A 26,991-nucleotide genomic window follows, 5' to 3' on the forward strand; every position below is an offset into this window, starting at 1 on the left:
GCGTCCAGTGTCCTCGATTATCGTGGCGGTCATGCCCGCCACCCCCTCCTCGCTGAACGCCGACGCCGGAACCTTCCTCACCGAGCGTCATCTGGCAACGCTGGCCACGAAGCGTCAGAACGGCACACCGCACGTGGTGGCGGTGGGATTCACGTGGGATCCGGAGGCAGGTCTGGCGCGAGTGATCACGCGGGACGGATCGCAGAAGGTGCGCAACGCCGAGCGCGGCGGCTACGGCGCCGTGACTCAGGTCGACGGGGCGCGATGGCTGACCCTCGAGGGGCCGGCGCGCATCCTGCGCGAACCCGACGCCGTGCGTGATGCGGAGAACCGTTACGCCCAGCGCTACCGGACGCCGCGGGAGAACCCGGAGCGCGTGGTCATCGAGATCACCGTCACCCGGGTGATGGGCTCCCAGTCGTTGCGGGACTGAGCAATCGGGCGGCGGCCTCCCTGGCCGCCCGCGCGGTCTCGCTCGACCGCGTGATGGCCGCGGTGGTCTGAGCACCCTCGGCCAACAGCGCGATCTGCAGTCCCACGGTGGGCGACGCCCCGGCCGCGACGGCCAGCGTCGTGACATGGTCGATGAACGTCAGCTTGTGGGCGCGCGCGGCATCGGACACCGCGGGCATCGTGGCGCCGAGTTCCCCGAACGAGTTGATGAACGCGCACCCGCGGAAGTCGTCCTCGAGGAACCAGTCGTGCAGGAAGTCGAAGATAGACAACAGCTTGTCCCGCGGTGACTCGTGTGCGCTCTCGGCCTCGTCGATGCGGCTGTTCCACATCGTCGTCCGGCCGTCGAGCACCGCGGTGACGATCGCGGACTTGGACGGGAACTCCGCGTAGAGCCGTTTGAGCGGAACGCCCGCCTCGGTGCGCAGTTCGTCCATACCGACGGCCTGCACCCCGTTGGCATAGAACAGCGTGTCTGCCGCCGAGAGGATCCTGGCGCGATGATCGGTCTCCACGAACCCTCCTGTCGTCATGAGCACTTGCGGCGAGAACCGACGTTCTCTACTGTAGCCGACACGAGCGAGAACGCTCGTTCTCCACGAGAGACATTCCCGTCGAAAGGTCGCGCACGCCATGGGACACATCACTGTCGGACACGAGAACAGCACCCCGATCGACGTCTACTACGAGGATCACGGCAGTGGACAGCCCGTCGTCCTCATTCACGGATATCCGCTCGACGGACACTCGTGGGAGCGCCAGACCGCGGCTCTGCTCGACGCCGGCCACCGCGTCGTGACGTACGACCGTCGAGGCTTCGGACAGTCGAGCAAGCCCACGTCCGGGTACGACTACGACACCTTCGCCTCGGACCTGAACGAGGTGCTCGAAGCGCTGGATCTGCGCGACGTGATTCTCGTCGGATTCTCCATGGGTACCGGTGAACTGGCGCGGTATGCCTCGCGATACGGGACCGACCGTGTGGCGAAATTCGCCTTCCTCGCGTCGCTCGAGCCGTTCCTCCTGCAGACCGACGACAACCCGACGGGTGTGCCGCAGTCGGTGTTCGACGGCATCGAAGCCGCCGCACGCGGAGACCGCTTCGCCTGGTTCGACGCGTTCTACAAGGACTTCTACAACCTGGACGACACGCTCGGCACGCGCATCAGCGAGGCCGCCGTCCGCAACAGCTGGAACGTCGCGGCGGCGAGTGCGCCGATCGCCGCGTACGCGGTGGTTCCGACGTGGCTCACCGACTTCCGCGCCGACGTACAGACCGTCCGGGAGTCGGGCAAGCCCACACTGATCCTGCACGGCACCGCGGACAACATCCTGCCGATCGACTCGACGGGTCGCCCGTTCCACGACGCCTTCCCCGAGGCCACCTACGTCGAGGTGGAGGGCGCGCCCCACGGTCTCCTGTGGACCCACTACCAGGAGGTCAACACGGCGCTGCTCGACTTCCTCGAGTGACGTCAGAAGCGGGACGCGTCGAGCAGTGACTCCGCGACCGAAGTGTCACCGAAGACGGTGAGCACGTCGAGTGGTCGACGACGGCAGAGCACCAGCAGCAGGTGCTCTGCCGTACCCCGCAGTGCCACATCGGCTTTCCCGTGCCCGCGCGCACTGGCGAGGACGTCGGCCCCGAGCGTGAACGTCCACTCCAGGTCGTCCACGTCCGTTCCGTGCACGTGCACGGTGCGCCCGATCGACCCGGGCGTCAGGCGGTCGAGGAGCAGTCGGTGCGGATACTGCACCTCGGTCAGCTCGGCCACGGCGTCCGCGGCGGCGTCGGGATCGAGCGCCTCGGGCGCCTCTCCCCCGGCGGCGCGGACGGCGTCGGCGGCGTCGATGCGGTGCACGGCGACCTCGTGTGCCTGCCGTCGGAGCCACCACGCGGCCGTGCGCGCGCCGACGAACGTCTCCACGACCGCCTCGGGATCCGTCGACTCGAACGTGGCGACCATCGCCTCCAGCGACGATCGGTACGCGGGGAGACTGTCCGGGCCCTTGGGTAACGATTCGACCTGCTGCTTCGCCACCGCGCCCGTGTCCGCACCCGGGCCCGCCAGGATCACCGCGTTCGCCCACCGGTGGACCTTGCCCGTGTGTCGGACCACGTGCTCGAGCGTCCATCCCGGCACGGTGGGTACCGGCGCCGTCAGCGCCTCGACAGGCATCGACGCGAGGCGGTCGCCCTCGCGTCGCAGTGTGGCGAGGAGGTCGAGGCTCATCGCACCTGAAGCACGGTCAGGCCGTGCGGCCGCGTGTTGACCGACTCGCAGCCCTCCGGAGTCACGATGACGATGTCCTCGATGCGGGCGCCCCACTCGCCGGTGAAGTACACCCCCGGCTCGATGCTGAACGCCATCCCCACCTCGAGCGGAATGTCGTTGCCCGCCACGATGTACGGCTCCTCGTGCACCGAGAGGCCGATGCCGTGCCCGGTGCGGTGCACGAAGACGTCGCCGTAGCCGGCGTCGACCAGGATGTCGCGTGCGGCGGCGTCGATCGACTCCGCGGTGACTCCGGGACGGACTGCATCGACGGCTGCCTGCTGCGCGCGCTCGAGGACCGCCACGGTCGCAGCGACCGAGTCCGACGGCTCGCCGATGCTGTAGGTCCGGGTGGAGTCCGAGTTGTAGCCCGGCTCGACGGGGCCACCGATGTCGATGACGACGACGTCGCCCTCCTCGATGACGCGCTCGGACACCTCGTGGTGCGGGTCGGCGCCGTGCGGGCCCGAGCCGACGATGACGAACGCCGCCTCGGTGTGTCCCTCCTCGAGGATCGCGGCCGAGATGTCGGCAGCGACCTGCGCTTCGGTGCGCCCGGCCGCGAGGAACTCGCCCATGCGCGCGTGGACGCGGTCGATGGCGGCGCCCGCCGTGCGCAACGCGCCGATCTCCGCGTCGTCCTTGGTCATCCGGAGCTCGCGCAGGACCGCCGTCGCCAGGACGGGCATCGCGCCGAGCGCCTCGGTCAGCGGAACGAGATGCAGGGCGGGCATGGCGTCGGTGACAGCGGTCCGGGCCGGGCCGGGAAGCAGCGCCGCGACTGCCTGATGCGGATTCACGCCGTCGACCCAGTCCCGCAGCTCGATTCCCAGGTCGGCCGCGGCCGAGTCCTTCAACGCCGCCAATTCGATGCGAGGCACCACCACCGACGCGGGCGTGCCGTCCGCCGGGACGACGAGGCAGGTCAGACGCTCGAACGACTCGGCGCGCGAGCCGAGCAGATAGCGCAGGTCGGGTCCGGGCGTGATCAGCAGCGCGTCGAGACCGGCCTCGGCAGCGAGAGCCGCCGCTCGGTCGAGGCGGGTGCGATACACGGAGGAGGGAAACCGAGACGTCATGACGCCAGGCTATCGACTCCGGTGCCGCCTACATGCGGCAGGATGTGGCGCATGACGGCCGAGAGCAGAGACACGGTACTTCTCCTCGATGCGGCGAGCCTGTGGTTCCGGGCCTTCCACGCGTTGCCCGAATCGATCACGGCGCCCGACGGTCGGCCGGTGAACGCGGTGCGTGGTTTCACCGACATGGTCGCGTCCCTCGTCACGCGGACGGGTGCGTCCCGACTGGCCGTCTGCCTCGACCTCGACTGGCGTCCCACCTTCCGGGTCGATCTGGTGCCGTCCTACAAGGCGCATCGGGTGCTCACCGAGTCCGCTGCGGGCCCGGACGCGGAGGAGGCACCCGACGCACTGGGTCCGCAGGTGAACCTGATCCTGGAGATCCTCGAGGCCGCGGGCATCGCGACGGCCGGAGCGGAGGGTCTCGAGGCGGACGACGTGTTGGGAACCCTCGCCGCCACCGAGCGCGACGGCACCGTGGTGGTGGTCAGCGGAGACCGCGACCTGTTGCAGGTCGTCTCCGACGATCCGGTTCCGGTGCGTGTGCTCTACGCGGGACGCGGACTGGCGAAAGCCGAGCTGTTCGGCCCGACAGAAGTGGCCGAGAAGTACGGGGTGCCCGCGGACCGACCCGGGCCGGGCTACGCGGAACTCGCACTGCTGCGCGGTGATTCGTCCGACGGGCTGCCCGGGGTGAAGGGCGTCGGGGAGAAGACCGCGGCGTCCCTCATGCAGAAGTTCGGCTCCCTCGAGTCGTTGCTCGCCGCCGCCGACTCGGGCGACCCCGAGATGTCGGCCGGGGTGCGCGCGAAGATCCAGAGCTCCCGCGACTACATCGACGCCGCACTCCCGGTGGTACGGGTGGTGACCGATGCGGACATCATCTGGTCGCGCCCCGACGTGCTGCCGCACGAGCCCGTCGATCCGGAACGCCTCGCGGCGCTCGCCGAGGAACTCGGCGTGCAGAACTCCGTCGGCCGCCTTCTCACCGCGATGGCGCGGTGAGCTACTGGGGCCGGCCGACCTCGTAGGTGCCCTGGTCGTCCTTGACGGTCACGGTCACCGAGCGCGCCTCACCGTCCACCGTCAGGTCGCAGGAGAAGGTCGTGTTCGCCTCCACCTTCTGACCCGACGGGCAGGACACCGCGGAGACGTCGATCGCGCCGTAGGACTCCGTCACGATCTTGGCCACCCCGCTCTGCACCGCGGAGTTGTCCAGGGTGTCGCCGCCCAGCGACGTGGCCGCGTAGATCCCACCCGCCACGACGATCGCGGCGATGACGACGCCGCCCACGATGAACGGCACCTTCGACTGCTTCTGCGCCGGCGCGGCGTTCCACTGCTGGTTGCCCTGCGGGTAACCCGGCTGTCCGTAGGGCTGCTGGCCGTACTGGGGCTGCTGGCCGTAGGGCTGTTGGCCGTAAGGCTGCTGGCCGTACTGGGGCTGCTGGCCATAGGGCTGTTGGCCGTACTGGGGCTGCTGGCCGTAAGGCTGCTGCCCGTACTGGGGTTGCTGACCGTAGGCCTGCTGGTCGTAGCCCGGCTGCTGACCATAGGGCTGTTGACCGTAGGGCTGCTGACCGTAGGGCTGCTGACCATAGGGCTGCTGACCGTAGGGCTGTTGACCGTAGGCCTGCTGGTCGTAGCCCGGCTGCTGTCCGCTCGGGTACTGGCTGGTGGGCGTGTCCTCACCGGCCGAGGAACGGTCGTCGGGGTTGTACGGGCCGCTCATCATCGCCTCCGGTGGGTGCCTGTGGTGACTGCTGTGACTGTGGAGACCATCATGCGGCATCGACGGCGACGACTCCGCGCCGTATCGCCGAGATCGCCTTCGTGGCGGTCGCGGTGACCTCGTCGTCGGGGGACGCCGAGCGGATCTGGTCGAGCAGATCGATGACCTGGCGGCACCACCGTACGAAGTCTCCGCCGGACAGGGCGCGGCCGTGCTGACCCGCGGCGAACAGCACGTCCTCGAGCGACTCCTTGCGAGCCCACTTGTAGACGGCCACCGCGAACCCGGTGTCGGGTTCCCGCGTCGGAGGCAGCTTCAGTCGGATCTCGTCCGCGCGGAGCTCGTGCCACGCGGCGACGGTGCGGGTCAACGCGTGTCGGATGTTCCCGGTCGGACCCTGCTCCGCGCTCTCACCCTCCTGGCGCGACTCGTACACGACGGTCGAGACCACGGCGGCGAGCTCGGCCGGCCCGAGGCCGCGCCAGATTCCCTCGGCGAGGCACTCCGCGACCAGCAGGTCCGACTCCGAGTACAGACGTCCGAGCTTGGCTCCACGGTCGGTGACCGCGACCTCGCCGTCAGGACCGGCGGCCAGATAGCCGCGCTCGGTGAGCAGCGCCAGGATGCGATCGAAGGTACGGGCCAACGAGTTGGTGGTCGCGGCGACCTTCTGCTTCATCGCATCGGTGTCACGTTCGAGCCGACTGTACTTCTCGGCCAGCCGGGCGAGGTGCTCACGATCCGGCCAGGTGTGGCACGGATGCGAGCGGACGGCGCGGCGCAGCACTCCGAGCTCGCGATCGTCGCCTGCCGACGACTGCCGACGCCGACCGCGTCCCGGCGCGCTGATCCCCGTTCCCCGGAGCGCGGACGCCAGATCACGACGGGTCTGCGCCGTGCGGTGATCGACGTGGCGGGGAAGGCGCATGTGGCCGAGAGCCGACACCGGTGTGGGGAAGTCCGCCGACGACACGCGCCCCGCCCACTTGTCCTCGGTGAGCACCAGCGGCCGCGGGTCCACCGAGTTCGCGTCGGTCTCCAGGACGACAGCCAGTCCCGAGCGTCGACCGGACGGGATGGAGATGACGTCGCCGCGCCGCAGCGACACCAGCGACGTGACGGCATCGTTGCGACGATCCGTGCGGCCCTGACGCTCGAGCTCGCGTTCGCGCTCCTTGAGGCGCGCGCGCAGGGCGGTGTACTCGACGTAGGGCGAGTCCTCGCCGCCCAACTTGCCGAGCAACTCGCGCCGAGCCACGGCGTTCTTCTCGATACCGCGCACCAACCCGACGACGGACGCATCGGCCTGGTACTGCGCGAACGACCGCTCGAGCAGCATCCGGGACGCGTCGACACCCATCCGGTCGACCAGGTTCACCGCCATGTTGTACGAGGGGCGGAACGAACTCCGCAGGGGGAACGTACGGGTGGAGGCCAACCCGGCCACCTCGGTCGGCTCGACACCCGACTGCCACAGCACCACCGCATGACCCTCGACGTCGATACCGCGACGACCGGCGCGGCCGGTGAGTTGCGTGTACTCCCCCGCCGACAGGTTGGCGTGCGCCTCACCGTTGAACTTCACGAGGCGCTCGAGCACCACCGTCCGCGCCGGCATGTTGATGCCGAGGGCGAGGGTCTCCGTCGCGAAGACCGCGCGGACCAGACCGCGAACGAACAGTTCCTCGACCGTGTGCCGGAACACCGGCAGCATCCCTGCGTGATGCGCGGCGATGCCCCGCTCGAGGGCGTCGCGCCACTCCCAGTAGCCGAGCACCTCGAGGTCGCTGCGCGGGATCTCGGCGGTGTGGCGTTCGACGACCTCGGTGATCTCGCGCGCCTGCTCCTCGGAGGTCAGCCGCAGTCCCGATCGAAGACACTGATCGACGGCGCCGTCGCACCCGGCGCGGCTGAAGATGAACGTGATGGCGGGGAGCAACCCCTCCTCGTCGAGGAGCTTGATGACGTCGGGCCGCGGGATCGGACGAGATTCCGGCCGGCCGGGGCGGCCACCGGACCGACCCGACCGCGGGCCACGGCCGCGTGGGGCCTCCCAGGCGCCCATGCGCTCGGCCTGCACTCGTTCCTTGACGTACCGGACGAGGTTCTTGTCCACGACCACGCCGCCCGGAGCACCGTTGTTCGCCTCGACGTCGAAGAGGTCGAACAGGCGGCGACCGACGAGGATGTGCTGCCACAGCGGAACCGGGCGGGTCTCGTCGACGACGACGGTGGTGTTGCCCCGCACCGTCTCCATCCAGGCGCCGAACTCCTCGGCGTTGCTCACCGTCGCCGACAGGCTGACGAGCCGGACGTCCTCGGACAGGTGCAGGATGACCTCCTCCCACACGGCGCCGCGGAACCGGTCGGCGAGGTAGTGCACCTCGTCCATCACCACGTGCGAGAGTCCGCGCAGCGCAGGCGATTCCGCGTACAGCATGTTGCGGAGCACCTCGGTGGTCATGATGACGATCGGTGCGTCCGAGTTGATGCTCTGGTCACCGGTCAGCAGGCCGACGTAGCCCTTGCCGTAGCGCGCGACGAGCTCGGCGTACTTCTGGTTGCTCAGTGCCTTGATGGGGGTGGTGTAGAAACACTTCGCGCCGCTGGTGAGTGCGAGGTGGACGGCGAACTCGCCGACGACGGTCTTGCCGGCTCCGGTCGGCGCGCACACCAGTACGCCGTGCCCGTCCTCGAGGGCCGAGCACGCACGGATCTGGAAGGGATCGAGCGGGAACGGAAGCGACGCCGCGAACTCGGTCAGCTTCGGCCCGTCCACGAGTCGAGTCCGGATGTCGCCGGTGTTCTGCTGCCCGCTGTGATTGGCCACGACTCCAGATTAGAGGGTGTCCGCCGATGGGGGTCACTCAGACAGCGTGGGCAACTCAGAGAGTGTCGGAGTAGTCGGCGTCGGCGTCGTGACGCACCGGGACGGGCCTGCCGACCGGGGCGGCCGAGGTGTCGAGAGGCGACGCCTCGTCATCGGAGACGTTCCCCCACTCCTCGGTCTCGCGCCGTGCGCGCCGTCGATCGTTGACGCGCGCGATCTGGATGGCGAACTCGACGAGGATGCTCAGCGCGAGCGCCAGCGCGGTCATCGAGAAGGGGTCACCGCCGGGCGTGACGACGGCGGCGAAGGCGAACATCGCGAAGATGAGCCCGCGACGCCAGCCGCGGAGCTTCTCGTACTTCAGGACGCCGACGGCGTTGAGCGCGACGATCAAAAGCGGGATCTCGAAGCTGACGCCGAAGATGACGAGCAGGTTGATGACGAAGCCGAAGTACTCGGCGCCACTGAGAGCGGTGACCTGGACGTTGTCGCCGATGGTCAGCAGGAAGTGCAGGGCCTTCGCGACGACGATGTAGGCGAGGACGGCGCCGGAGACGAAGAGCACGGCCGCCGCCGTGACGAACGAGATGGCGTAGCGCCGTTCCTGGCGGTAGAGGCCGGGCGTGATGAACGCCCACACCTGATAGAGCCAGATGGGGCAGGCGAGCACGACGCCCGCGGTGATGGCCACCTTGAACCGGAGCATGAACTGCTCGAACGGTCCGGTGGCGAGCAGCCGACACGTGCCGTCGTCGGTGAGCTCGGCACGACTCTCGGACGGGAGCGAGCAGTACGGCCCGCGGAGCAGGTCACCGAGCGACTCGATACCCAGCAGCGAGTGCGAGTACCAGAAGAACCCCACGATCGTGGTGAGGACGATGGCCAGCATCGACCACAGCAGACGCGTGCGGAGCTCGTAGAGATGCTCCACCAACGACATGGTGCCGTCTGGATTGACGCGACGCCTGCGCTGTCGCGGATCGAACGGTATGCGCACGGTGACTCTTCGCCTGTCGACTGCGGTGCCTGGACTGAAGACTGTGGTTCGCGGTGACGGGTGCCGAGGTGCGCACGCCGCAGCGGGCGCGAACCTCGGTCACCACCCACGAAACGGCCGAGGCGACATCGCCCCGACCGTGGTGCCTGCGAGTGTCAGGCCGAGCGCGGGTGCTGCTCGTGCGTCGGTTCGGTCGACGCGACGGTCGGGGTGACCGTGTTCGGGGACGGCAACTGCGACTGCGGTGCCGGCGCCGTGTTCGTGGTGGTGTCCGGCTTCTTGCCGTCGTTCTGCATCTCCTGCACTTCACTCTTGAAGATGCGCATCGAGCGTCCCAGGCCACGTGCGGCCTCGGGCAGCTTCTTCGATCCGAACAGCAGTACGAGCACGACGATCAGGACGATCCAGTGCCAGGGTTGTAACGCACCCATGAAAACCTCCCAGTTTCGGTGGATTCGATGCTACCGGACCCGAGGGCTCCCACCCGGTGTCCGGTGGACCCGCGTACCTACCGTTCGCCGAGAGTTCACCGGACGAGTCCTGCATGTACGGACGACTCGAGATGGGCCGGTCACGCTCCCGAGACGGCGCGATAGACGTCGAGGGCGTCGCGCGACCGAGCGGTGACCTCACGAACCAGTGCGGGCGGTCCGAGCACCCGCACTCCCGACCCCAGACCCAGCGCCAGACGGCTCATCCAGTCGAGCGTCGCGAATCGCATCGAGACCTCGATCGAGCCGTCGTCGTGCGCAGCGGTCTGCGTCATGGGGTAGTAGTCCAGAATCCACACGTGGTCGGGTGCGACGACGAGCCGTGCGAGCGGCAGTGACGGATCGTCGTGGAAGAGATCGAGTGCGTCCCCACCGGTCCGGGCCTGCTCGGGCGGTGCGGACGGCTCGTCCAGCTCGGTCGCGGCATCGATGCGGTCCAGCCGGAACAGCCGGACGCCCTCCGCGTCGCGGCACCAGGCCTGCAGGTAGCTCTGGTCGTCGACGAGGACGATGCGCAACGGATCGACGGTGCGTTCGGACACCACGTCCCGCGATGCCGAGTAGTAGGTGATGTGCAGCGCGCGACCGCGGGCGAGCGCCCCACGGACGGTCGTGACACTGGGACTCTCCTGCGGCTCGGGCGTGTCGTCCGGCCCCTCGGCCGCCGCGACGCCCGCCGCGGCCTCGATCTTCGCGATGGCGCGGTACGCCGCGGACGGGTCCACCATGCCGGGCATCTCGACGAGTGACCGCAGCGCGATGAGCAGTGCGGTCGCTTCCGTGGACGTCAGGCGCAGCGGCCTGTCGATACCGGCGGAGAACGTGACCTCGATGCTGTCCTCGGAGAACGACAGATCGATGAGATCGCCCGGACCGTATCCGGGCAGTCCGCACATCCACAGCTGGTTCAGGTCGTCCATCAGCTGTTTGGTCGTGACCCCGAGCTCGGCCGCGGCGTCGGCCGCGCTGATACCCGGATTGGCGATGAAGTACGGCACGAGGTTGAGCAGCCGGGCCAGCCGCGAGGACAGGCGAACGCTCATGAGCTGCTCCCGGGCGAGACGGCGTCGGTCGGCGCGCGGTGCGCGCTCACGGACAGGGTGCCGACGACGATGTCGCGGAGTTCGGTCGGCGACAGCACGATCGCGTCGGCGCCGTGGCCGGCGACCACCCGGGCGATCCACTCCCACGACCGCACCGGGATGCGGACCACGGAACCGCGTCGCCCCACGAGATCACGTGTCTCCACCTCGGTGCCGAGACGGCGCAGCTCGAGTCCGCGTCCCTCCGACACCCAGACGTCGGCGCTGCCCGCCACGTCACCGCTCGCGGCGGCGCGGGCCACGATGACACCGAGATCGACGTCGTCGGGCTTGCGCACCGATCCCGCCGGTCCGAAGGCCACGACGTCGTCCCCGATCCGTGACAGGCGGAAGGTACGGACGGCGTCGCGCTCGGTGTCGTGCCCGACGAGGTACCAGCGTCCGGAGTGGGTGACCACTCCCCACGGCTCGACGGTGCGCTCCCGGAAGGGGGCGGCCGGGGTGGAACGGTGCGAGAACCGCACGGACCGGCCGGCGTCGATAGCAGCGAGCAGCTTGCCCAGCGCGGGCTCGGAACCTCGACTGCGGGACGGAACGGCGGTCACGGCGGCCGGCGAGTTCTCGGTGTCCACCTGCACGCCCGCGGCGCGCAACTTCAACATCGCGCTCTGAGCGGCGGAGGTGAGCTCGGGCGACTCCCAGAGTTGGACGGCCACGGCGACCGCAGCGGCTTCGTCGCTGGCCAGGTCGACGTCGGGGAGTTCGTACCGATCGCGGTTGATGCGGTACCCCTCGACCGTCGAGAAACGCGAGATCTGACCGGTCTCGAGCGGGACGCCGAGATCACGCAGCTCGTTCTTGTCGCGCTCGAACATGCGACTGAAGGCCTCGTCGCTCGCCGAGTCCTCGTATCCGGCGACGGACTCGCGGATGCGCTCGGCGGTCAGGTACTGCCGTGTCGAGAGCAGGCAGATGACGAGGTTCATCAACCGCTCGACTTTGGAGATCGCCACCGACCCAGCCTAGTGGCTGAGCATCTCCCCACCCGTGCGCATCGCCGGGGTGGGGAGGACGGGACTCCTGTGGAGAAGGAGGACCGTCGGCCTCTACATCGACGCGATCAGGCGCTCCACGCGCTCGTCGACCGAGCGGAACGGGTCCTTGCACAGCACCGTGCGCTGAGCCTGGTCGTTGAGCTTGAGATGCACCCAGTCGACGGTGAAGTCGCGTCCCGCCTCCTGTGCGGCGCTGATGAACTCGCCACGCAGCTTCGCGCGTGTCGTCTGCGGCGGCGTGTTCACCGCCTCGTCGATCTGGTCGTCCTCGGTGACGCGCTTGACCAGTCCCTTGCGCTGCAGCACGTCGAAGACGCCGCGGCCGCGCTTGATGTCGTGATAGGCCAGGTCGAGCTGGGCGATCTTCGGGTCGGACAGGTCCATCGAGTACCTGTCCTGATAGCGATCGAACAGCTTGCGCTTGATCACCCAGTCGATCTCGGTGTCCACCTTGGCGAAGTCCTGCGCCTCGACGGCGTCGAGGGTGCGGCCCCACAGGTCGACGACCTGCTCGATCTGCGCGTCCGGCTCGCGGTTGCGCAGGTGCTCGACGGCGCGGGCGTGGTACTCGCGCTGGATCTCGAGTGCACTGGCCTGGCGTCCCCCCGCGAGGCGGACGGGGCGCCGCCCCGTCGAGTCGTGGGACACCTCGCGGATGGCGCGAATCGGATTGTCCAGGGCGAAGTCTCGGAACGAGACGCCCGCCTCGATCATCTCCAGGACGAGCGCTGCGGTGCCGACCTTGAGCATGGTCGTCGGCTCGGCCATGTTGGAGTCGCCGACGATGACGTGCAGACGACGGTACTTCTCGGCGTCGGCATGCGGTTCGTCGCGCGTGTTGATGATGGGCCGTGAGCGGGTGGTCGCGGACGACACGCCCTCCCAGATGTGCTCGGCGCGCTGCGAGAGGCAGAACGTGGCGGCCTTCGGCGTCTGCAGGATCTTGCCCGCGCCGCAGATGAGCTGGCGGGTGACCAGGAACGGCAACAGCACGTCGGAGATGCGGGAGAACTCGCCGGCGCGCACCACGAGGTAGTTCTCGTGGCAGCCGTAGGAGTTGCCCGCGGAGTCGGTGTTGTTCTTGAACAGGTAGATGTCGCCGCCGATGCCCTCCTCGACGAGACGCTGCTCGGCGTCGATGAGCAGGTCCTCGAGAACACGCTCGCCGGCGCGGTCGTGCGTGACCAGCTGCAGAAGGCTGTCGCACTCGGCAGTGGCGTACTCGGGATGGGAGCCGACGTCCAGGTAGAGCCGCGCACCGTTGCGCAGGAACACGTTGGAGCTGCGTCCCCACGACACGACACGCCGGAACAGATACCGGGCCACCTCGTCCGGGCTGAGTCGACGGTGCCCGTGGAACGTGCACGTCACACCGAACTCGGTCTCGATCCCCATGATTCGTCGCTGCACACTTCGACAGTACAACGGCATCGACCGCGGCATCGGCTACCCGAGCCCGTGGCAGCCGTAGTGTGGCGCAGGTGAATCCCCGATCGCTGCGCGGCCGCACCCGTTCCGTCGATCTGGCGCTGGTGAAGGCCAGTTTCGCGTCGCGACCGTCGGGGTTGGACCCCGCGCTGCGCACGCTCACCGGGCTCGCCGATCACAGTGTTCTGTGGGCGATCGTGGCGTCGGCGCTCGCCGCGTCCGGCGGCCCCCGACGACGAGGTGCCGTACGCGGCATGCTCGCGGTCGTGGGTGCCAGCTCGCTCGCGAACGGGGTGCTCAAGCCGCTGCTCCCCCGCGATCGTCCACCGGCCGCGTCGGTCCCCGCGCTCCGGCGGATCATGACCCCACCCGTGTCGTCGTCGTTCCCGTCGGGTCACGCCGCCTCCGCCGCGGCGTTCGCGACGGGCGTGGCGCTCGAGGCTCCGCTCGCCGGTCTCCTCGTCGCCCCGCTGGCCGCGACCGTCGCGTACTCGCGAGTGCACGTCGGTGTGCACTGGCCGTCGGACGTGGTGGTGGGCGCTGCGCTCGGGGTCGCGGTCGCGCTGTCGACCCGCCGCTGGTGGGCCGTGCGCTCCACCGAGTCGGCCGAGTTGGGCCCCGCGGGGCTGGCGCCCGCCCTGCACGAGGGTGAGGGGATGCTCGTGCTGGTCAATCCGGGCGCGGGCACCCACAATTCGGAGGTCGTCGCCGACGTGGCGAAGGCCCTGCCGAGGGCGCGGTTCCTCGAGCCGGACGCCGACGACGACTTCACCGCCCAGTTCGTCCGCGCCGCAGGATCGGACGTGCTCGCGCTCGGAGTCTGCGGAGGCGACGGCACGGTGGCCGCTGCCGTCGCGGCCGCGGTGCGGACGGGGCTCCCTCTCGCGGTGTTCCCCGGCGGCACGCTGAACCACTTCGCACGGGACGTCGGCGCGGTCGAGGTGTCGGTCACCGCGGACGCCGTCACTCGCGGCGCGTCCAGCCGGGTGGATCTCGGCGGTGTGAGTATCGACGGCGGTGAGGAGATCCTCTTCGTCAACACCGCCAGCATCGGGGGCTACCCGGATTCGGTTCGGCTGCGGGACAAGTGGAGCTCACGCATCGGGAAGTGGCCCGCGGCCGCGGCCGCGATGGTGGCCGTCCTGGCGGTGGCCGAGCCGATGCACGTGGAGATCGACGGGCGCCGCGACTCGGTGTGGATGATGTTCGTCGGCAACGGCACCTACACGCCGGGTGATCAGGTGCCCATGTCGCGGCCGTCGATCGCGAGCGGTGTGCTGGACGTGCGGTTCCTGCGCGCGCACATGCGGCTCTCGCGTACCCGCCTCGCACTCGCCGCGATGACCGGGACTCTCGGCACGTCGCCCACCTACCGTCATCTGCGGGTGCCGGCGGTCTCGGTGCGCAACCTGCAGACCACGGTGGCGGTGGCGGTGGACGGGGAGGTGGCGGGCGAGGGCCGGGCCTTCGACTACCGGGCCCGGCCCTCGCTGCTCACGCTGTACGGAACGGGCACCGCCGCCGCGCCGCGCGCGTGACGGGTGCTTCGTACCCGATCGATCAGGTGCCCGCAGGTTCCGAACCGGGGGGCAACAGTCCCTGGAGCGCCGCTCCGGAGATCCGCCGGAACGCACGCCTCGGCCGCGTCTGTTCGAGCACGGCCACTTCGAGACTCGTGACCTCGAGGACGCGCTTCTCCGCGGGCTCGCTCGCGGCACCGTTGGTCGGCGGCGTCGACGTGGAGTCCTGGAGCGCACCGACTGCCAGCGCGACCGCCGCGTCGAGATCGAGCCCCGAGCGGTACTTCTCGCGCAGGACCGTCGAGATCGGTTCGGTGGCACCGCCCATGACCACGAAGTCGACCTCGTCGACGATCGAGCCGTCGTACGTGATGCGGTAGAGCTGGGACCGGGGGCTCTCGTCGACGGCACCGACCTCGGCCACGCAGATCTCCACCTCGTACGGCTTGAGCTGCTCGGTGAAGATGGTGCCGAGCGTCTGCGCGTACGCCTTGGCCAACGATCGTCCGGTGACGTCCGCACGGTCGTAGGTGTAGCCCTTGGTGTCGGCGTGCACGATGCCGGCGCGGCGTAGATTCTCGAACTCGTTGTACTTGCCCACCGCGGCGAAGCCGAGGCGGTCGTACAGCTCGCTCACCTTGTGCAGTGCGGAGGACCGGTTCTCGGCGACGAAGAGCACGCCGTCCGCGTAGGTCAGCACGACCACGCTGCGACCGCGTGCGATTCCCTTGCGCGCCAGTTCCGAACGATCGCGCATGATCTGTTCGGCGGACGCGTAGTACGGCATCGTCATCGGCGCGCACCCCCTTCTTCCGATCGGTCCTGCAGTACCGCACGGGCCAGAGCCTCGATGCGGTCCGATCCCACCAGGTTCGCTCCCCCGGCACCGATGGCCACCGCCGTCGGGTAGATGCCGCGGGTCAGATCCGGTCCGCCGGTCGCCGAATCGTCGTCGGCAGCGTCGTACAGCGATTCGACCGCGACGCGCAGTGCCTCGTCCTCGGTCATGTCCTCGCGGTAGAGCTTCTTCATCGCCGACTTCGCGAACAGCGATCCCGATCCCACCGCGTGGTAGCCGGACCGTTCCTCGTAGCGGCCACCGACCACGTCGTAGGAGACGATGCGCCCCGCATGGCGGGCGTCGACGGCGTCGAGGTCGTAACCGACGAGCAGCGGAACCACAGCCAGACCCTGCATGGCCGCACCGAGATTGGCCCGCACCATGGAGGACAGCTTGTTGGCCTTGCCGTTGAAGGTGAGGGAGACGCCCTCGATCTTCTCGTAGTGCTCGAGTTCGACCGCGAACAGCCGCACCAGCTCGATCGCCATGCCGGCGGTTCCCGCGATGCCGGCGGCCGAGTAGTCGTCCGTGACGTACACCTTGTCGACGTCGCGACTGGCGATGAGGTTGCCCATCGTCGCGCGGCGATCACCCGCGAGGATGACGCCGCCGTCGAAGGTGACGGCCACGATGGTGGTGCCGTGCGGTGCGATGTCGGACTGCATCGTCGCCTCCGGGGACAGAGCGAGATCCGCACGAAAACGGTTCTCGGGCAACAGGTGCGGTGCGTAGGCGCGCAGGTGTTCACTGAAGGAGGAGAACGGCGACCCGTAGCGCAGGGTGGTGTCGCTCTCGTGGGGACGGGGAACGGAGTTCGCGTCCGTCACTGGCCGCCCTTTTGCACGTAGGCGCGGACGAAGTCCTCCGCGTTCTCCTCGAGCACGTCGTCGATCTCGTCGAGGAGATCGTCGGTCTCCTCGGCGAGCTTCTCGCGTCGTTCCTGACCCGATGCGCCCTCGGCCGAACCGTCGTCGTCATCGCCACCGCCGGAGCGTGTGGTCTGCTCTTGTGCCATAGCCGACCTCCTCGTCACGAACCGCGTGTTCTCTCGACACGCAGCGAAACTTCACCCTACCGAGCATGCGCCGTCACAGGGTGACAACCCACCGTACGTCCGGCACGGGAGGACCGTCAGGTGGTGAGCTGGTCCACCAGTTCTGCGGCCGAGTCCACCGATTCGAGCAGAGCACCGACGTGGGCCTTGCTCCCCCGCAGTGGCTCGAGGGTGGGGATACGCACCAGCGAGTCTCCACCGAGGTCGAAGATGACGGAGTCCCAGCTCGCGGCCGCTATGTCGCGGCCGAACTTGCGGAGGCACTCGCCGCGGAAGTACGCGCGGGTGTCGGTCGGGGGGTTCGAGACGGCGTCCATGACGTCCTGCTCGGAGACCAGCCGTTCCATCGATCCGCGCGCGACAAGCCGGTTGTAGAGACCCTTGTCGAGGCGGACGTCCGAGTACTGCAGGTCCACGAGGTGCAGTCGCGGCGCCGACCAGCCGAGTCCCTCGCGGTTGCGGAACCCTTCGAGCAGCCGCAGCTTCGCCGGCCAGTCGAGGAGGGACGCGCAGTCCATCGGGTCGCGCTCGAGCTTGTCGAGGATCATCGCCCACTTCTCGACCACGTCGGCGGCGCGCGGATCATTCTCGCCCTGTGCGTCGAGATGCGCGGAGACGCGCTCGAGGTAGATGCGCTGCAGTGCCAACGCCGTCAGCTCGCGACCGTCCGCGAGCGCGACCGTGCGGCGCAGCGTCGGGTCGTGACTGATCTGGTGCACCGCCGTCACCGGACGGGCCAGCTGCAGATCGGACAGGTCCACGCCGGCCTCGACGATGTCGAGCACCAGGGCCGTCGTTCCGACCTTGAGATAGGTCGCCATCTCGGCGAGGTTGGCGTCACCGATGATCACGTGCAGGCGCCGGTACTTGTCGGCGTCGGCGTGCGGCTCGTCACGGGTGTTGATGATGCCGCGCTTGAGCGTCGTCTCGAGGCCCACCTCGACCTCGATGTAGTCGGCGCGCTGCGAGAGTTGGAATCCGGGCTCGTCGCCGGACTGACCGATGCCGACGCGGCCCGAGCCGGTGAACACCTGGCGGGAGGCGAAGAACGGCGAGAGCCCGGCGATGATCGCGGAGAACGGGGTCTCGCGAGACATCAGGTAATTCTCGTGGGTGCCGTAGGACGCGCCCTTGCCGTCGACGTTGTTCTTGTACAACTGCAGGCGCGGGGCGCCGGGCACGCTCGAGGCATGGCGCGCAGCCGCTTCCATGACGCGCTCCCCCGCCTTGTCCCAGATGACGGCGTCGAGCGGATCGCGCACCTCCGGTGCGGAGTACTCCGGGTGGGCGTGGTCGACGTAGAGACGCGCGCCGTTGGTGAGGATCATGTTGGCCGCGCCGACCTCGTCGGCGTCGATGATCGGCGCCGGGCCACTGAACCGGCCCAGGTCGAACCCGCGTGCGTCACGCAGCGGGGATTCCACCTCGTAGTCCCAGCGCGTCCGCTTGGCCCGCGGCACACCCGCCGCGGCGGCGTACGCCAGCACCGCCTGGGTGGATGTCAGGATCGGATTGGCGGAAGGCTCGGTAGGAGAGGAAATTCCGTACTCGACCTCGATGCCGATGATGCGCTGCATGCTCTCGACCCTAGGCTATCGACCCTGTGACCCCTGATCGAGTGGGAGCGGTGACGCATGCCTGACGACGAGATCGTGGCCGTGTACGACGAGCGTGGCCACGTGGTGGGCGAAGCGCCGCGCACCGAGGTGTACGAGCGCGGCCTGTGGCACGCGAGTGCCGGCGTGCTGGTGCGATCCACCGACGGGTCACGCGTGTACGTCCACCGCCGCACGACGACCAAGTCGGTGTTCGCGGGGATGCACGACGTTCTGGCCGGTGGGGTCGTCGATGCCGGGGAGGACCCTCGACAGACCGCCTCGCGAGAACTCGCCGAGGAACTCGGCGTCGTAGCGGACGTGACGGGCGACCCGGTGGTCGGCCGCTGGACGGGACGATCCGGCACTGCGACGGTGCGCTGCCACCTGTTCGCGTACGAGGTGCGTCACGACGGACCGATGCACCACCAGCCGTCCGAGATCGCGGACGGCTGGTGGTGGTCGGACGTCGAGGTGCTGACACACCTGGACGATCCCGCGTGGCCCTTCGTTCCGGACACCCGCGTGATCGTCTCGGCGCTGCTACAGGTGGGCGGTCAGAGGTACTGACCCGTGTTCGACTCGGTGTCGATCGAGCGGCTCGCACTGGCGTTCTTACCGGTGACGAGCGTGCGGATGTAGACGATCCGCTCACCCTTCTTGCCCGAGATGCGCGCCCAGTCATCGGGATTGGTGGTGTTGGGCAGATCTTCGTTCTCGGCGAACTCGTCGACGATGGAGTCGAAGAGGTGTCCGACGCGCAGACCCGGTGTCCCGGTGTCGAGCACCGACTTGATGGCGTACTTCTTCGCGCGGTCGACGATGTTCTGGATCATCGCGCCCGAGTTGAAGTCCTTGAAGTACAGGACCTCCTTGTCACCGTTGGCATAGGTGACCTCGAGGAATCGGTTGTCGTCGCTCTCGGCGTACATGCGCTCGACGACGCGTTCGATCATGCCGCGGATGCAGGCGGCGCGATCGCCGCCGAACTCCGCGAGATCGTCGGCGTTGACGGGCAGCGAGTCGTCGAGATACTTCGAGAAGATGTCGAGCGCGGACTCGGCGTCCGGCCGCTCGATCTTGATCTTCACGTCCAGACGGCCCGGGCGCAGAATGGCCGGGTCGATCATGTCCTCGCGGTTGGACGCACCGATCACGATGACGTTCTCGAGGCCCTCGACACCGTCGATCTCGGCCAGCAGCTGAGGAACGACGGTGGTCTCCACGTCGGACGAGACGCCCGACCCACGGGTACGGAAGATGGAGTCCATCTCGTCGAAGAACACGATGACGGGAGTGCCCTCGGACGCCTTCTCGCGAGCCCGCTGGAAGATCAACCGGATGTGGCGCTCGGTCTCACCCACGAACTTGTTGAGCAGCTCGGGGCCCTTGATGTTGAGGAAGTAGGACTTCGCGTCGCGTGCGTCCTGCCCCCGTGCCTCGGCGATCTTCTTCGCCAGTGAGTTGGCGACCGCCTTGGCGATGAGTGTCTTGCCGCAGCCGGGAGGACCGTAGAGCAACACACCCTTGGGCGGGCGCAGCGAGTACTCACGGAACAGATCCTTGTGCAGGAAGGGCAGTTCCACGGCGTCGCGGATCTGCTCGATCTGCCGCCCGAGGCCGCCGATGTCCTCGTAGCCGACGTCGGGGACCTCCTCGAGCACGAGGTCCTCGACCTCGGCCTTGGGAATGCGCTCGAACGCGTAGCCGGCCTTGGTGTCGACCAGCAACGAGTCGCCGGGGCGCAGGCGGCGCGACGGCCCGTCCGGATCCTCCGGTGCCTCGTCGTCGGCCATCTCCTGCAGCGGAGTCGCCAACCACACGACACGTTCCTCGTCGGCGTGGCCGACGACGAGGGCGCGCTTGCCGTCCTCGAGGATCTCGCGAAGGGAGCTGATCTCGCCGACGCGTTCGAATTCACACGCCTCGACGATGGTGAGGGCCTCGTTCAGACGCACGGTCTGGCCGGGCCGGAGTGCGGTGGCGTCGACGTTCGGCGAGCACGTCAGGCGCATCTTGCGGCCCGAGGTGAACACGTCCACCGTCGCGTCGTCGTAGGTGTGCACCAGGACGCCGTAACCGCTGGGCGGTGCGCCGAGCCGGTCGACCTCCTCGCGCAGGGCGATGAGCTGCTGGCGCGCCTCCTTGAGCGTCTCCATCAGCTTCGTGTTGCGTGTGGAGAGCGAGTCGACCCGCGACTCGAGATCACGCACGTCGGTGTTACGGGTGTCCGCCGACGGCGCACCCCCACGGGAAGCGTCGAGTTGTCGGCGCAGGACGGTGGCCTCGGCTCGCAGGGCATCGAGTTCGGCCAGGACTGCGGACTGGTCCGGGTTGTCTGTAGGGCTCATGCAGGACTCCTCCCAAAGCGATTTCTCAACGCTACCGGGCGAAACGCAAACGTGTGTGACGACCGTGGTCAGACACTGTCACCGACCACCGACAGACAGCGGACGAACGGCACACGGTCGGTGCATGAACCCCCGGTGTCAGGCGGGTTCGGTGGGGGTCTTGCCGGCCCGTCGCTGCGGTTTCGGGGTGACGGTGCCCTCGGCCAGACGACGCGCACTGACCAGGAACGCGGTGTGCCCCTGCATGCGGTGCTCGGGTCGCACTGCCAGCCCGACGACGTGCCACCCGCGCACGATCGACTCCCACGACCGCGGCTCGGTCCAGCACTCCTGCGCACGCAGGGCCTCGACGACCTTGGACAACTGCGTGACGGTGGCCACGTAGACGATCAGCACGCCGCCCGGAACCAGCGCACCGGCGACGGCGTCGAGTGCGTCCCACGGCGCCAGCATGTCCAGCACCACCCGGTCGACCATGCCCTCGTGACGCGCGACGTCGAACGCGGCGACGTCGTCGATCACCAGGTCCCAGTTCTCCGGCCGCTCGCCGAAGAAGGTCTCCACGTTGCGCACCGCGTGCACGGCGTGGTCCTCGCGCACCTCGTAGGAGATGACGCGCCCCTGCGGACCGACGGCACGCAGCAGCGAACACGTCAGGGCGCCGGAACCGGCGCCGGCCTCGAGCACGCGGGCACCCGGGAAGACGTCGCCCTCGTGCACGATCTGGGCGGCGTCCTTGGGGTAGATGACCTGCGCGCCGCGCGGCATCGACAGCACGTAGTCGACGAGAAGCGGGCGCAGAGCGAGATACGGGGTGCCGTTCGTCGACTTCACGACGCTGCCCTCGTCGACACCGATCAGATCGTCGTGGCGGATCCCGCCGCGGTGGGTGTGGAACTCCTTGGCCGCGTCGAGCACCACCGTGTAGTGCCGCCCCTTGGCGTCGGTGAGCTGCACGCGATCACCGACGCGGAACGGTCCGCTCGCGCGCGCAGACGTGTCGGTGTCGGTCGGTTCCACGGGTGGTCCTCTTTCCGGTGCACTCTGGTCCCGCCCACGAAGCGGGGCGCTCTCGGGGCGCGACGCGCCCCGGGGAACTGTAGGGCAGATACCGGATCGTGTCGGTGAGCGGGCATAGTGTCGGCGCCGTGAGTATCTCGACCGAAGACCCCGTCGTCACCGACGTCGCCGCGGCGGCACCCGACCGTCCTCGCCGTCGTCCCGCGTTGTCGCCCTCGCGCGCAGCGGATTACAAGCAGTGCCCCCTGCTCTACCGGTTCCGGGCCATCGACCGCCTGCCCGCACCGCCGTCGAAGGCGCAGTTGCGCGGCACACTCGTGCACTCCGCCCTCGAGTCGCTCTACGCGTTGCCCCCGGCGGACCGGGTCTCGACGCGGGCCGGCACCCTCGTGCAGGAGGAATGGGACGCCATGGTCGTGTCGCACGAGTACGCGGCCGATCTCGTCGAGGAGCACGAGCGCGAGAAGTTCGTCGCCGAGGCGCAGTCGCTCGTGGCGTCCTACTACTCGCTCGAGGACCCCACACGGTTCGACCCCGAGTCGTGCGAGCAGCTCGTCGAGACCGAACTGGACGACGGCGTGCTGTTGCGCGGCTACATCGACCGCATCGACGTCGCGCCCACCGGGCAGCTGCGCGTCGTCGACTACAAGACGGGCAAGGCGCCGCGCGAGATCGCCGAGGCCAAGGCGTTGTTCCAGATGAAGTTCTACGCGGTGGTGCTGATGCGCACGCGCGGCATCGTTCCCGCGCAGCTGCGCCTGCTGTTCCTGAAGGACAGCCAAATTCTCACCTACGCCCCGGACGAGGACGAGCTCCGCCGGTTCGAACGGACGCTGTCCGCCATCTGGACGGCCATCCGGTCCGCCGGCGAGACGGGCGACTTCCGCCCCAAGCCCGGAAAGCTGTGTGGGTGGTGCGACTTCCAGGCCCTGTGCCCGTCCTTCGGCGGCACTCCGCCCGAGTACCCGGGGTGGCCGAGCGAGCCGACGGAGGTCACGGCGTGAGCGAGGATGCACTCTTCGTCCGTGTCGAGGGAACCGATCGCTATCGTGCCACGCGGCTCACCACGAGTGTGTGGGCGGAGACCATGCAACACGGCGCTCCCCCGTCGGCGCTGCTCGCGCGAGCACTGGAGCAGTGTTCGCCGGTGCCGGGCACCCGGCTCGCGCGGGTGACGATGGAGATCCTCGGGCCGGTGCCCGTCGGAGAACTCACCGTGCAGGCCCGTGTGGAACGCCCCGGTCGACGGGTCGCCATGCTGTCGGCCGACCTCGTCGCGGATCTGCCCGACGGGTCGACCAGGGCGGTCGCGCGTGCCACGGCCTGGCGCGTGGCGATGACCGACACCTCGGCGGCCGGGCAAACTCTCGATCCACCGTTGGTGCCCGGTCCGGACGAGTCCGAGGCCGGGTGGGCATTTCCGGACCACTGGCACGGCGGGTTCCTCGACAGTCTCGAGTTCCGGGGCGCCCGCCCGGTGACGGCGTCGGAGCCCGGCCGGGTGTGGGCACGTCCGAGGTATCCCGTGGTGGCCGGCGAGCAGACGTCGCCGATCGTCGGACTGTTCGCCGTGGCGGACATCGCCAATGGCGTCGCGGCGCTTCTCGATCCGACGGAGTGGACGTTCCTCAACACCGATCTGACGGTGCAGATCGTGCGCGAACCCGTCGGCGAATGGGTGGGTGTGCAGGCCCGCACCGCGATCGGCGACGACGGCATCGGGCTGTGCACCTCGACGTTGTACGACGCGACGGGGTCGGTGGGCCGCACGTTCCAGACACTCGAGGTGCGCGCTCGCGCCTGACGTCTCCACACCGGATCAGCCGAGCCGGACCACCTGTCCGACGCGGAAGATCCCCGCGGGATCGTGCTGTTCGGCCAGGGCTCCGAGCCAGGCCCGAGTGTCCTCGTCGTAGACCCGTGCGAGGTGAGCGGGGTCGTCGGACGCCGCGAAGTTGGGCAACGCGCCACCGGTCGACCACGGTGCCAGAGCCTCCACGACTGCCTCGCCGTGCGCGATCACCGCATCGGCGACGGGAGGCGCCAGCACTCCGATGCACAGGAGGCTGTAGGCGGCCTCGCGATGGCAGTACACGTCGGGATGCGGTCCCGGCCGGCCGAGAGCGCCGCCGAGCAGCCTCAGCTCCACGATCACCTGCGGTGAACTCGACGCGGGGCCGGTCATGACCAACACGGTCGCTGCCGCCTCCTCGTCGAACACGCGGAGCATCGTCGTGGCCTCACGTGTCGGCATCGGATCCACCGGGTCGGCATGCACCGACCCCACCGCCGCGTACGGAATGGTCGTGACCGTGTCGATGACGGTCGGGGCCGCAGCGCGCATCGGCGCGAGAACGTCGGCTGCGATCCCCGGCTCCGCGACCGATGCGAAACGCACCGCGACCACGAACTTCCCGGCCAACGGTTCCGGCACGCCGGACAGCGGTGGAAGCTGGAGGAACGCCAGCGAGGTGTTGTGCTCCTCGGTCAGCGTGGCGCTCCACACCCGCCACGCCTCGAGTACCGCTGCCGCGTGCCGGCCGTCGTAATACAGTGCGCCCGCGTAGAACTCGGCGATCGGCAGCAGCTCCGTCTCGACCGCGGTGACGATGCCGAGTGTCGACTTGCCCCCACACAGGCCGCGGAAGAGATCGGCGTCGCTGTCCGGTGTCACCCGGCGCAGTGTGCCGTCGCCCGTGACGAGATCGAACGCGCGCACACGACTCGACGAGACCCCGTACGTCCGAGCCACCGGCCCGATTCCCCCACCGGTCAGAAATCCCGTGACGCCGGTGTTCGGCGACGACCCACACAGCGGCGCCGATCCGGACGGCGCAACGGCGTCGAGAACCTGCTGCCACAGGACCCCGGCGCCGAGCCGGGCGACGCGCGTGTCAGGGTCGATCGTCAGTTCGTCGAGATCACCGGTGAGGACCAGAATCGTGTCCGGACCGATGCGCACCGCCCCGTGTCCGGTGGCCTGCACGGCCACGCGAAGCCCGGCCTCGCGCGCTGCCCGCACGGTGGCGGCGACATCGTCCGCGGTGGCGGCCGCGACGACTGCCACCGGATCGACGGGGACGGCGACGTTCCACGGCACCGACCGCTCGTATCCGGGCTCCCCCGGACGCGACAGTGTTCCGGTGAGTGCGGCGGCGAGCGAGACCAGCAGGTCGGGGCTCGCAGAATCGACGACGGTCATGATGGATCCTCTCGACGACGCGACTCTAGCGACGAGAGGAGACTGGTCGGTACCGATCAGAAACTACTGGGACCGATCACAACGGAGCGGACGCGTCAGAATGCGCGGCACGACCGGATGTCGGACGCGAGAATCGCCTTGGCGCCGAGCTCGGCGAGCTCGTCCATCACGGCGTTGTGTCCCTTGCGCGGAACCATGGCACGAATGGCCACCCACGCCTCGTCCGCGAGCGGGGACAGCGTCGGCGACTCGAGGCCGGGCGTGATCTTGACGGCGTCGTCGAGGATGCTGCGCGGGCAGTCGTAGTCGAGCATCAGGTACTGCTGGGCGAAGACGACGCCCTGGACACGCGCGATGAGCTGGTTGCGCGCCTTGTCGTCGACTGGCGAGCCCGCCTGCTCGATGAGCACGCCCTCCGAGTCGCACAGGGATTCACCGAACGCCACCAGGTTGTGTTGGCGCAGTGTGCGTCCCGAGCCCACGACGTCGGCGATCGCATCGGCGACACCCAACTGGATGGAGATCTCGACGGCTCCGTCCAGACGGATCACGGTGGCCTCGAGGCCCCGCGCCGCGAGGTCCCGGCGGACCAGGTTGGGGTACGACGTGGCGATGCGGAGCCCGGCCAGATCGTTCGGGGTCCACTCCTTGCCGGCCGGCGCGGCGTAGCGGAAGGTGCTGTTGCCGAATCCGAGTGCGAGCCGCTCGGTCACGGGTGCGCCCGAATCGAGCGACAGATCCCGGCCGGTGATGCCGAGATCGAGCTCACCCGAGCCCACGTAGATGGCGATGTCCTTGGGACGGAGGAAGAAGAACTCGACATTGTTGGCGTTGTCGAGCACGGTGAGATCGCGGGAATCGGCGCGGCGGCGATAACCCGCCTCGCTCAGAATCTCTCCGGCGAGCTCGGACAGGGAACCTTTGTTGGGGACGGCGACGCGAAGCATGGTGGGACTCCTGGGGTGCGGGAAGATCGGTGGCGGTGGAAGTGGGGTGGTCCGCTCACAGATGTCGGTAGACATCCTCGAGGGAGAGGTTCTTCCCGACCATCAACACCTGGATCCAGTACAGGAGCTGCGAGATCTCCTCCGCCAGCGCCTCGTCCGTCTCGTGCTCCGCGGCGATCCACACCTCGCCGGCCTCCTCGAGGATCTTCTTGCCCTGCTGATGCACACCCGCGTCCAACGCGGCGACGGTGCCCGAGCCCTCGGGCCTGGTGGCAGCGCGGTCGGTGAGCTCGGCGAACAGGGACTCGAAGTTCTTCACGGGTGATGATTGTTCCACGACGCGGCCCGCGGACCGCTATCAGTGTCCCCCGGCGCGCGCAGACCGGAGATCGTCCAGGGTGAGCCCCTCGAGGGTGGTGCGGAACGTACGGCCCGGTCCGCTGGGCACCTGCACCTCGGAGGGCACCACGACGACGGCGCATCCCGCCGAGACGGCGGACTCGGTTCCCGTGGGCGAATCCTCGACGGCGACGCACGACGCCGTGTCGACACCGAGCAGCTCTGCGCCCCGGCGGTACGGATCGGGAGCGGGCTTCGCGTGCGTCACCTCGTCGCCGCACACGGTCGCGCCGAAGCGGTGACGGCCCAGCGTCTCGAGTGCGATCTCCGTCAGCATGCGCTCGGTGTTGGTGACGAGGGCACACCCCAGACCGGCCGACTGCACCAGATCCAACGCTGCCTCGGCGCCCGGACGCCACGGCAGACCCTCACCGAACAGCTCGACCACACGGCCGTTGAGCCAGGCAGCGGACTCCGCCAGGTTCTCCCGCGACGCCTCCCGCCCCACGTGCGCGTAGACCTTCGCCAGCGCACCCATCATCGAGTTGCCCAGAGTCGACTCCCGCACCTCCGGAGTGAGCTCGCGCCCGAGGGACTCGGACAGCTCGTACACCGCGATGTCCCACAGGCGCTCCGAGTCCAACAGCGTCCCGTCCATGTCGAACAAGACGGCCTGGAGCTCAGACATCCGACCGGCCTCCGGCCTGCCCGCTCAACTCCGACCGGCCTCCGGCCTGC

At 69.0% G+C, this 26,991-nt stretch carries 27 protein-coding genes; 7 read left to right on the top strand and 20 right to left on the bottom strand.

The window, feature by feature from the left end; genetic code table 11:
* Positions 1-31: 31 nt before the first annotated feature.
* Positions 32-433, top strand: a complete 402-nt coding sequence (locus OG947_RS00605) for a PPOX class F420-dependent oxidoreductase (RefSeq protein ID WP_328812900.1) — start codon at positions 32-34, stop codon at positions 431-433.
* On the opposite strand, the gene OG947_RS00610 is transcribed toward OG947_RS00605, so the two are convergent.
* Entirely contained in the window at positions 396-986 is a 591-nt protein-coding gene (locus OG947_RS00610) for a TetR/AcrR family transcriptional regulator (RefSeq protein ID WP_328812901.1), read from the bottom strand. The genes OG947_RS00605 and OG947_RS00610 overlap by 38 nt on opposite strands.
* 100 nt (positions 987-1,086) lie before the next feature.
* On the opposite strand from OG947_RS00610, the gene OG947_RS00615 reads away from it, so the two are divergent.
* Positions 1,087-1,926 (top strand): alpha/beta fold hydrolase, encoded by an 840-nt coding sequence (locus tag OG947_RS00615; RefSeq protein WP_222637542.1) that lies wholly within the window; start codon positions 1,087-1,089, stop codon positions 1,924-1,926.
* Between the two features lie 2 nt (positions 1,927-1,928).
* On the opposite strand, the gene OG947_RS00620 is transcribed toward OG947_RS00615, so the two are convergent.
* Complete coding sequence (locus tag OG947_RS00620; RefSeq protein ID WP_328812902.1) at positions 1,929-2,687, bottom strand: maleylpyruvate isomerase family mycothiol-dependent enzyme; 759 nt, start codon at positions 2,685-2,687, stop codon at positions 1,929-1,931.
* Positions 2,684-3,808 carry a M24 family metallopeptidase gene (locus tag OG947_RS00625; RefSeq protein WP_328812903.1) on the bottom strand — a complete coding sequence of 375 codons (1,125 nt, stop codon included), beginning with the start codon at positions 3,806-3,808 and terminating at the stop codon, positions 2,684-2,686. The genes OG947_RS00620 and OG947_RS00625 overlap by 4 nt, the downstream gene beginning before the upstream one ends.
* Before the next feature lie 42 nt (positions 3,809-3,850).
* Between OG947_RS00625 and OG947_RS00630 the strand changes: the two genes are divergently transcribed.
* Positions 3,851-4,813: a 5'-3' exonuclease gene (locus OG947_RS00630; RefSeq protein WP_328812904.1), complete on the top strand. Its 963-nt coding sequence runs from the start codon at positions 3,851-3,853 to the stop codon at positions 4,811-4,813.
* A 1-nt stretch (position 4,814) separates the two neighbouring features.
* Here the strand turns inward: OG947_RS00630 and OG947_RS00635 are convergent, their stop codons facing one another.
* The 7 genes from OG947_RS00635 to pafA form a co-directional block, all read right to left on the bottom strand.
* Positions 4,815-5,543 (bottom strand): DUF4333 domain-containing protein, encoded by a 729-nt coding sequence (locus OG947_RS00635; RefSeq protein WP_328812905.1) that lies wholly within the window; start codon positions 5,541-5,543, stop codon positions 4,815-4,817.
* 46 nt (positions 5,544-5,589) lie between these two features.
* Positions 5,590-8,319, bottom strand: a complete 2,730-nt coding sequence (locus tag OG947_RS00640) for a DEAD/DEAH box helicase (RefSeq protein WP_056445154.1) — start codon at positions 8,317-8,319, stop codon at positions 5,590-5,592.
* 106 nt (positions 8,320-8,425) lie between these two features.
* Complete coding sequence (gene tatC, locus OG947_RS00645) at positions 8,426-9,367, bottom strand: twin-arginine translocase subunit TatC (protein ID WP_056444573.1); 942 nt, start codon at positions 9,365-9,367, stop codon at positions 8,426-8,428.
* A 155-nt stretch (positions 9,368-9,522) separates the two neighbouring features.
* The gene (gene tatA / locus OG947_RS00650; RefSeq protein ID WP_027505364.1) at positions 9,523-9,798 is read right to left on the bottom strand and encodes a Sec-independent protein translocase subunit TatA; all 276 of its coding nucleotides are present in this window, start codon (positions 9,796-9,798) and stop codon (positions 9,523-9,525) included.
* 140 nt (positions 9,799-9,938) lie between these two features.
* The gene (locus OG947_RS00655) at positions 9,939-10,901 is read right to left on the bottom strand and encodes a helix-turn-helix transcriptional regulator (RefSeq protein ID WP_027505363.1); all 963 of its coding nucleotides are present in this window, start codon (positions 10,899-10,901) and stop codon (positions 9,939-9,941) included.
* On the bottom strand, positions 10,898-11,914 hold the full coding sequence (locus tag OG947_RS00660) for a helix-turn-helix transcriptional regulator (protein WP_222637552.1): 1,017 nt from the start codon (positions 11,912-11,914) through the stop codon (positions 10,898-10,900). The genes OG947_RS00655 and OG947_RS00660 overlap by 4 nt, the downstream gene beginning before the upstream one ends.
* A gap of 93 nt (positions 11,915-12,007) precedes the next feature.
* Positions 12,008-13,366, bottom strand: a complete 1,359-nt coding sequence (pafA, locus tag OG947_RS00665; protein ID WP_197027762.1) for a Pup--protein ligase — start codon at positions 13,364-13,366, stop codon at positions 12,008-12,010.
* Positions 13,367-13,437: 71 nt separating this feature from the next.
* Here pafA and OG947_RS00670 point away from each other — a divergent pair, with 71 nt between their 5' ends.
* On the top strand, positions 13,438-14,922 hold the full coding sequence (locus OG947_RS00670; protein WP_328812907.1) for a bifunctional phosphatase PAP2/diacylglycerol kinase family protein: 1,485 nt from the start codon (positions 13,438-13,440) through the stop codon (positions 14,920-14,922).
* Positions 14,923-14,944: 22 nt separating this feature from the next.
* On the opposite strand, the gene prcA is transcribed toward OG947_RS00670, so the two are convergent.
* The 4 genes from prcA to dop all read right to left on the bottom strand — a co-directional run bounded on the left by prcA (position 14,945) and on the right by dop (position 18,376).
* Positions 14,945-15,697, bottom strand: coding sequence for a proteasome subunit alpha (prcA, locus tag OG947_RS00675; protein ID WP_027505359.1), 753 nt, complete (start codon positions 15,695-15,697; stop codon positions 14,945-14,947).
* A complete protein-coding gene (gene prcB / locus OG947_RS00680) occupies positions 15,694-16,572 on the bottom strand; it encodes a proteasome subunit beta (protein ID WP_222631127.1) in 879 nt (292 codons plus the stop codon). The genes prcA and prcB overlap by 4 nt, the downstream gene beginning before the upstream one ends.
* On the bottom strand, positions 16,569-16,760 hold the full coding sequence (locus tag OG947_RS00685) for a ubiquitin-like protein Pup (RefSeq protein ID WP_027505357.1): 192 nt from the start codon (positions 16,758-16,760) through the stop codon (positions 16,569-16,571). The genes prcB and OG947_RS00685 overlap by 4 nt, the downstream gene beginning before the upstream one ends.
* 116 nt (positions 16,761-16,876) lie before the next feature.
* Complete coding sequence (gene dop, locus OG947_RS00690) at positions 16,877-18,376, bottom strand: depupylase/deamidase Dop (RefSeq protein WP_222648967.1); 1,500 nt, start codon at positions 18,374-18,376, stop codon at positions 16,877-16,879.
* A gap of 57 nt (positions 18,377-18,433) precedes the next feature.
* Here dop and OG947_RS00695 point away from each other — a divergent pair, with 57 nt between their 5' ends.
* Positions 18,434-18,964 (top strand): NUDIX hydrolase, encoded by a 531-nt coding sequence (locus tag OG947_RS00695; protein ID WP_328812908.1) that lies wholly within the window; start codon positions 18,434-18,436, stop codon positions 18,962-18,964.
* On the opposite strand, the gene arc is transcribed toward OG947_RS00695, so the two are convergent.
* Together arc and OG947_RS00705 are read right to left on the bottom strand one after the other, a co-directional pair.
* Positions 18,952-20,745 (bottom strand): proteasome ATPase, encoded by a 1,794-nt coding sequence (gene arc / locus OG947_RS00700; RefSeq protein ID WP_027505354.1) that lies wholly within the window; start codon positions 20,743-20,745, stop codon positions 18,952-18,954. The genes OG947_RS00695 and arc overlap by 13 nt on opposite strands.
* Positions 20,746-20,883: 138 nt before the next feature.
* Entirely contained in the window at positions 20,884-21,765 is an 882-nt protein-coding gene (locus tag OG947_RS00705; protein WP_027505353.1) for a tRNA (adenine-N1)-methyltransferase, read from the bottom strand.
* A 128-nt stretch (positions 21,766-21,893) separates the two neighbouring features.
* Here OG947_RS00705 and OG947_RS00710 point away from each other — a divergent pair, with 128 nt between their 5' ends.
* Both OG947_RS00710 and OG947_RS00715 read left to right on the top strand, forming a co-directional pair.
* A complete protein-coding gene (locus OG947_RS00710) occupies positions 21,894-22,769 on the top strand; it encodes a RecB family exonuclease (RefSeq protein WP_442973079.1) in 876 nt (291 codons plus the stop codon).
* Positions 22,766-23,569 carry a thioesterase family protein gene (locus OG947_RS00715; protein WP_056445157.1) on the top strand — a complete coding sequence of 268 codons (804 nt, stop codon included), beginning with the start codon at positions 22,766-22,768 and terminating at the stop codon, positions 23,567-23,569. The genes OG947_RS00710 and OG947_RS00715 overlap by 4 nt, the downstream gene beginning before the upstream one ends.
* Positions 23,570-23,584: 15 nt before the next feature.
* On the opposite strand, the gene OG947_RS00720 is transcribed toward OG947_RS00715, so the two are convergent.
* The 4 genes from OG947_RS00720 to OG947_RS00735 form a co-directional block, all read right to left on the bottom strand.
* The gene (locus OG947_RS00720; protein ID WP_328812909.1) at positions 23,585-24,967 is read right to left on the bottom strand and encodes an FAD-binding oxidoreductase; all 1,383 of its coding nucleotides are present in this window, start codon (positions 24,965-24,967) and stop codon (positions 23,585-23,587) included.
* Between the two features lie 95 nt (positions 24,968-25,062).
* On the bottom strand, positions 25,063-25,914 hold the full coding sequence (gene hisG / locus OG947_RS00725) for an ATP phosphoribosyltransferase (protein ID WP_027505349.1): 852 nt from the start codon (positions 25,912-25,914) through the stop codon (positions 25,063-25,065).
* A gap of 55 nt (positions 25,915-25,969) precedes the next feature.
* Positions 25,970-26,233 (bottom strand): phosphoribosyl-ATP diphosphatase, encoded by a 264-nt coding sequence (locus OG947_RS00730; RefSeq protein WP_027505348.1) that lies wholly within the window; start codon positions 26,231-26,233, stop codon positions 25,970-25,972.
* A 39-nt stretch (positions 26,234-26,272) separates the two neighbouring features.
* A complete protein-coding gene (locus OG947_RS00735) occupies positions 26,273-26,941 on the bottom strand; it encodes an HAD family hydrolase (RefSeq protein WP_328812910.1) in 669 nt (222 codons plus the stop codon).
* Positions 26,942-26,991: the final 50 nt, after the last annotated feature.

The organism is Rhodococcus sp. NBC_00297 (assembly GCF_036173065.1).
In the GTDB taxonomy this organism is placed as follows: Bacteria; Actinomycetota; Actinomycetes; order Mycobacteriales; family Mycobacteriaceae; genus Rhodococcoides.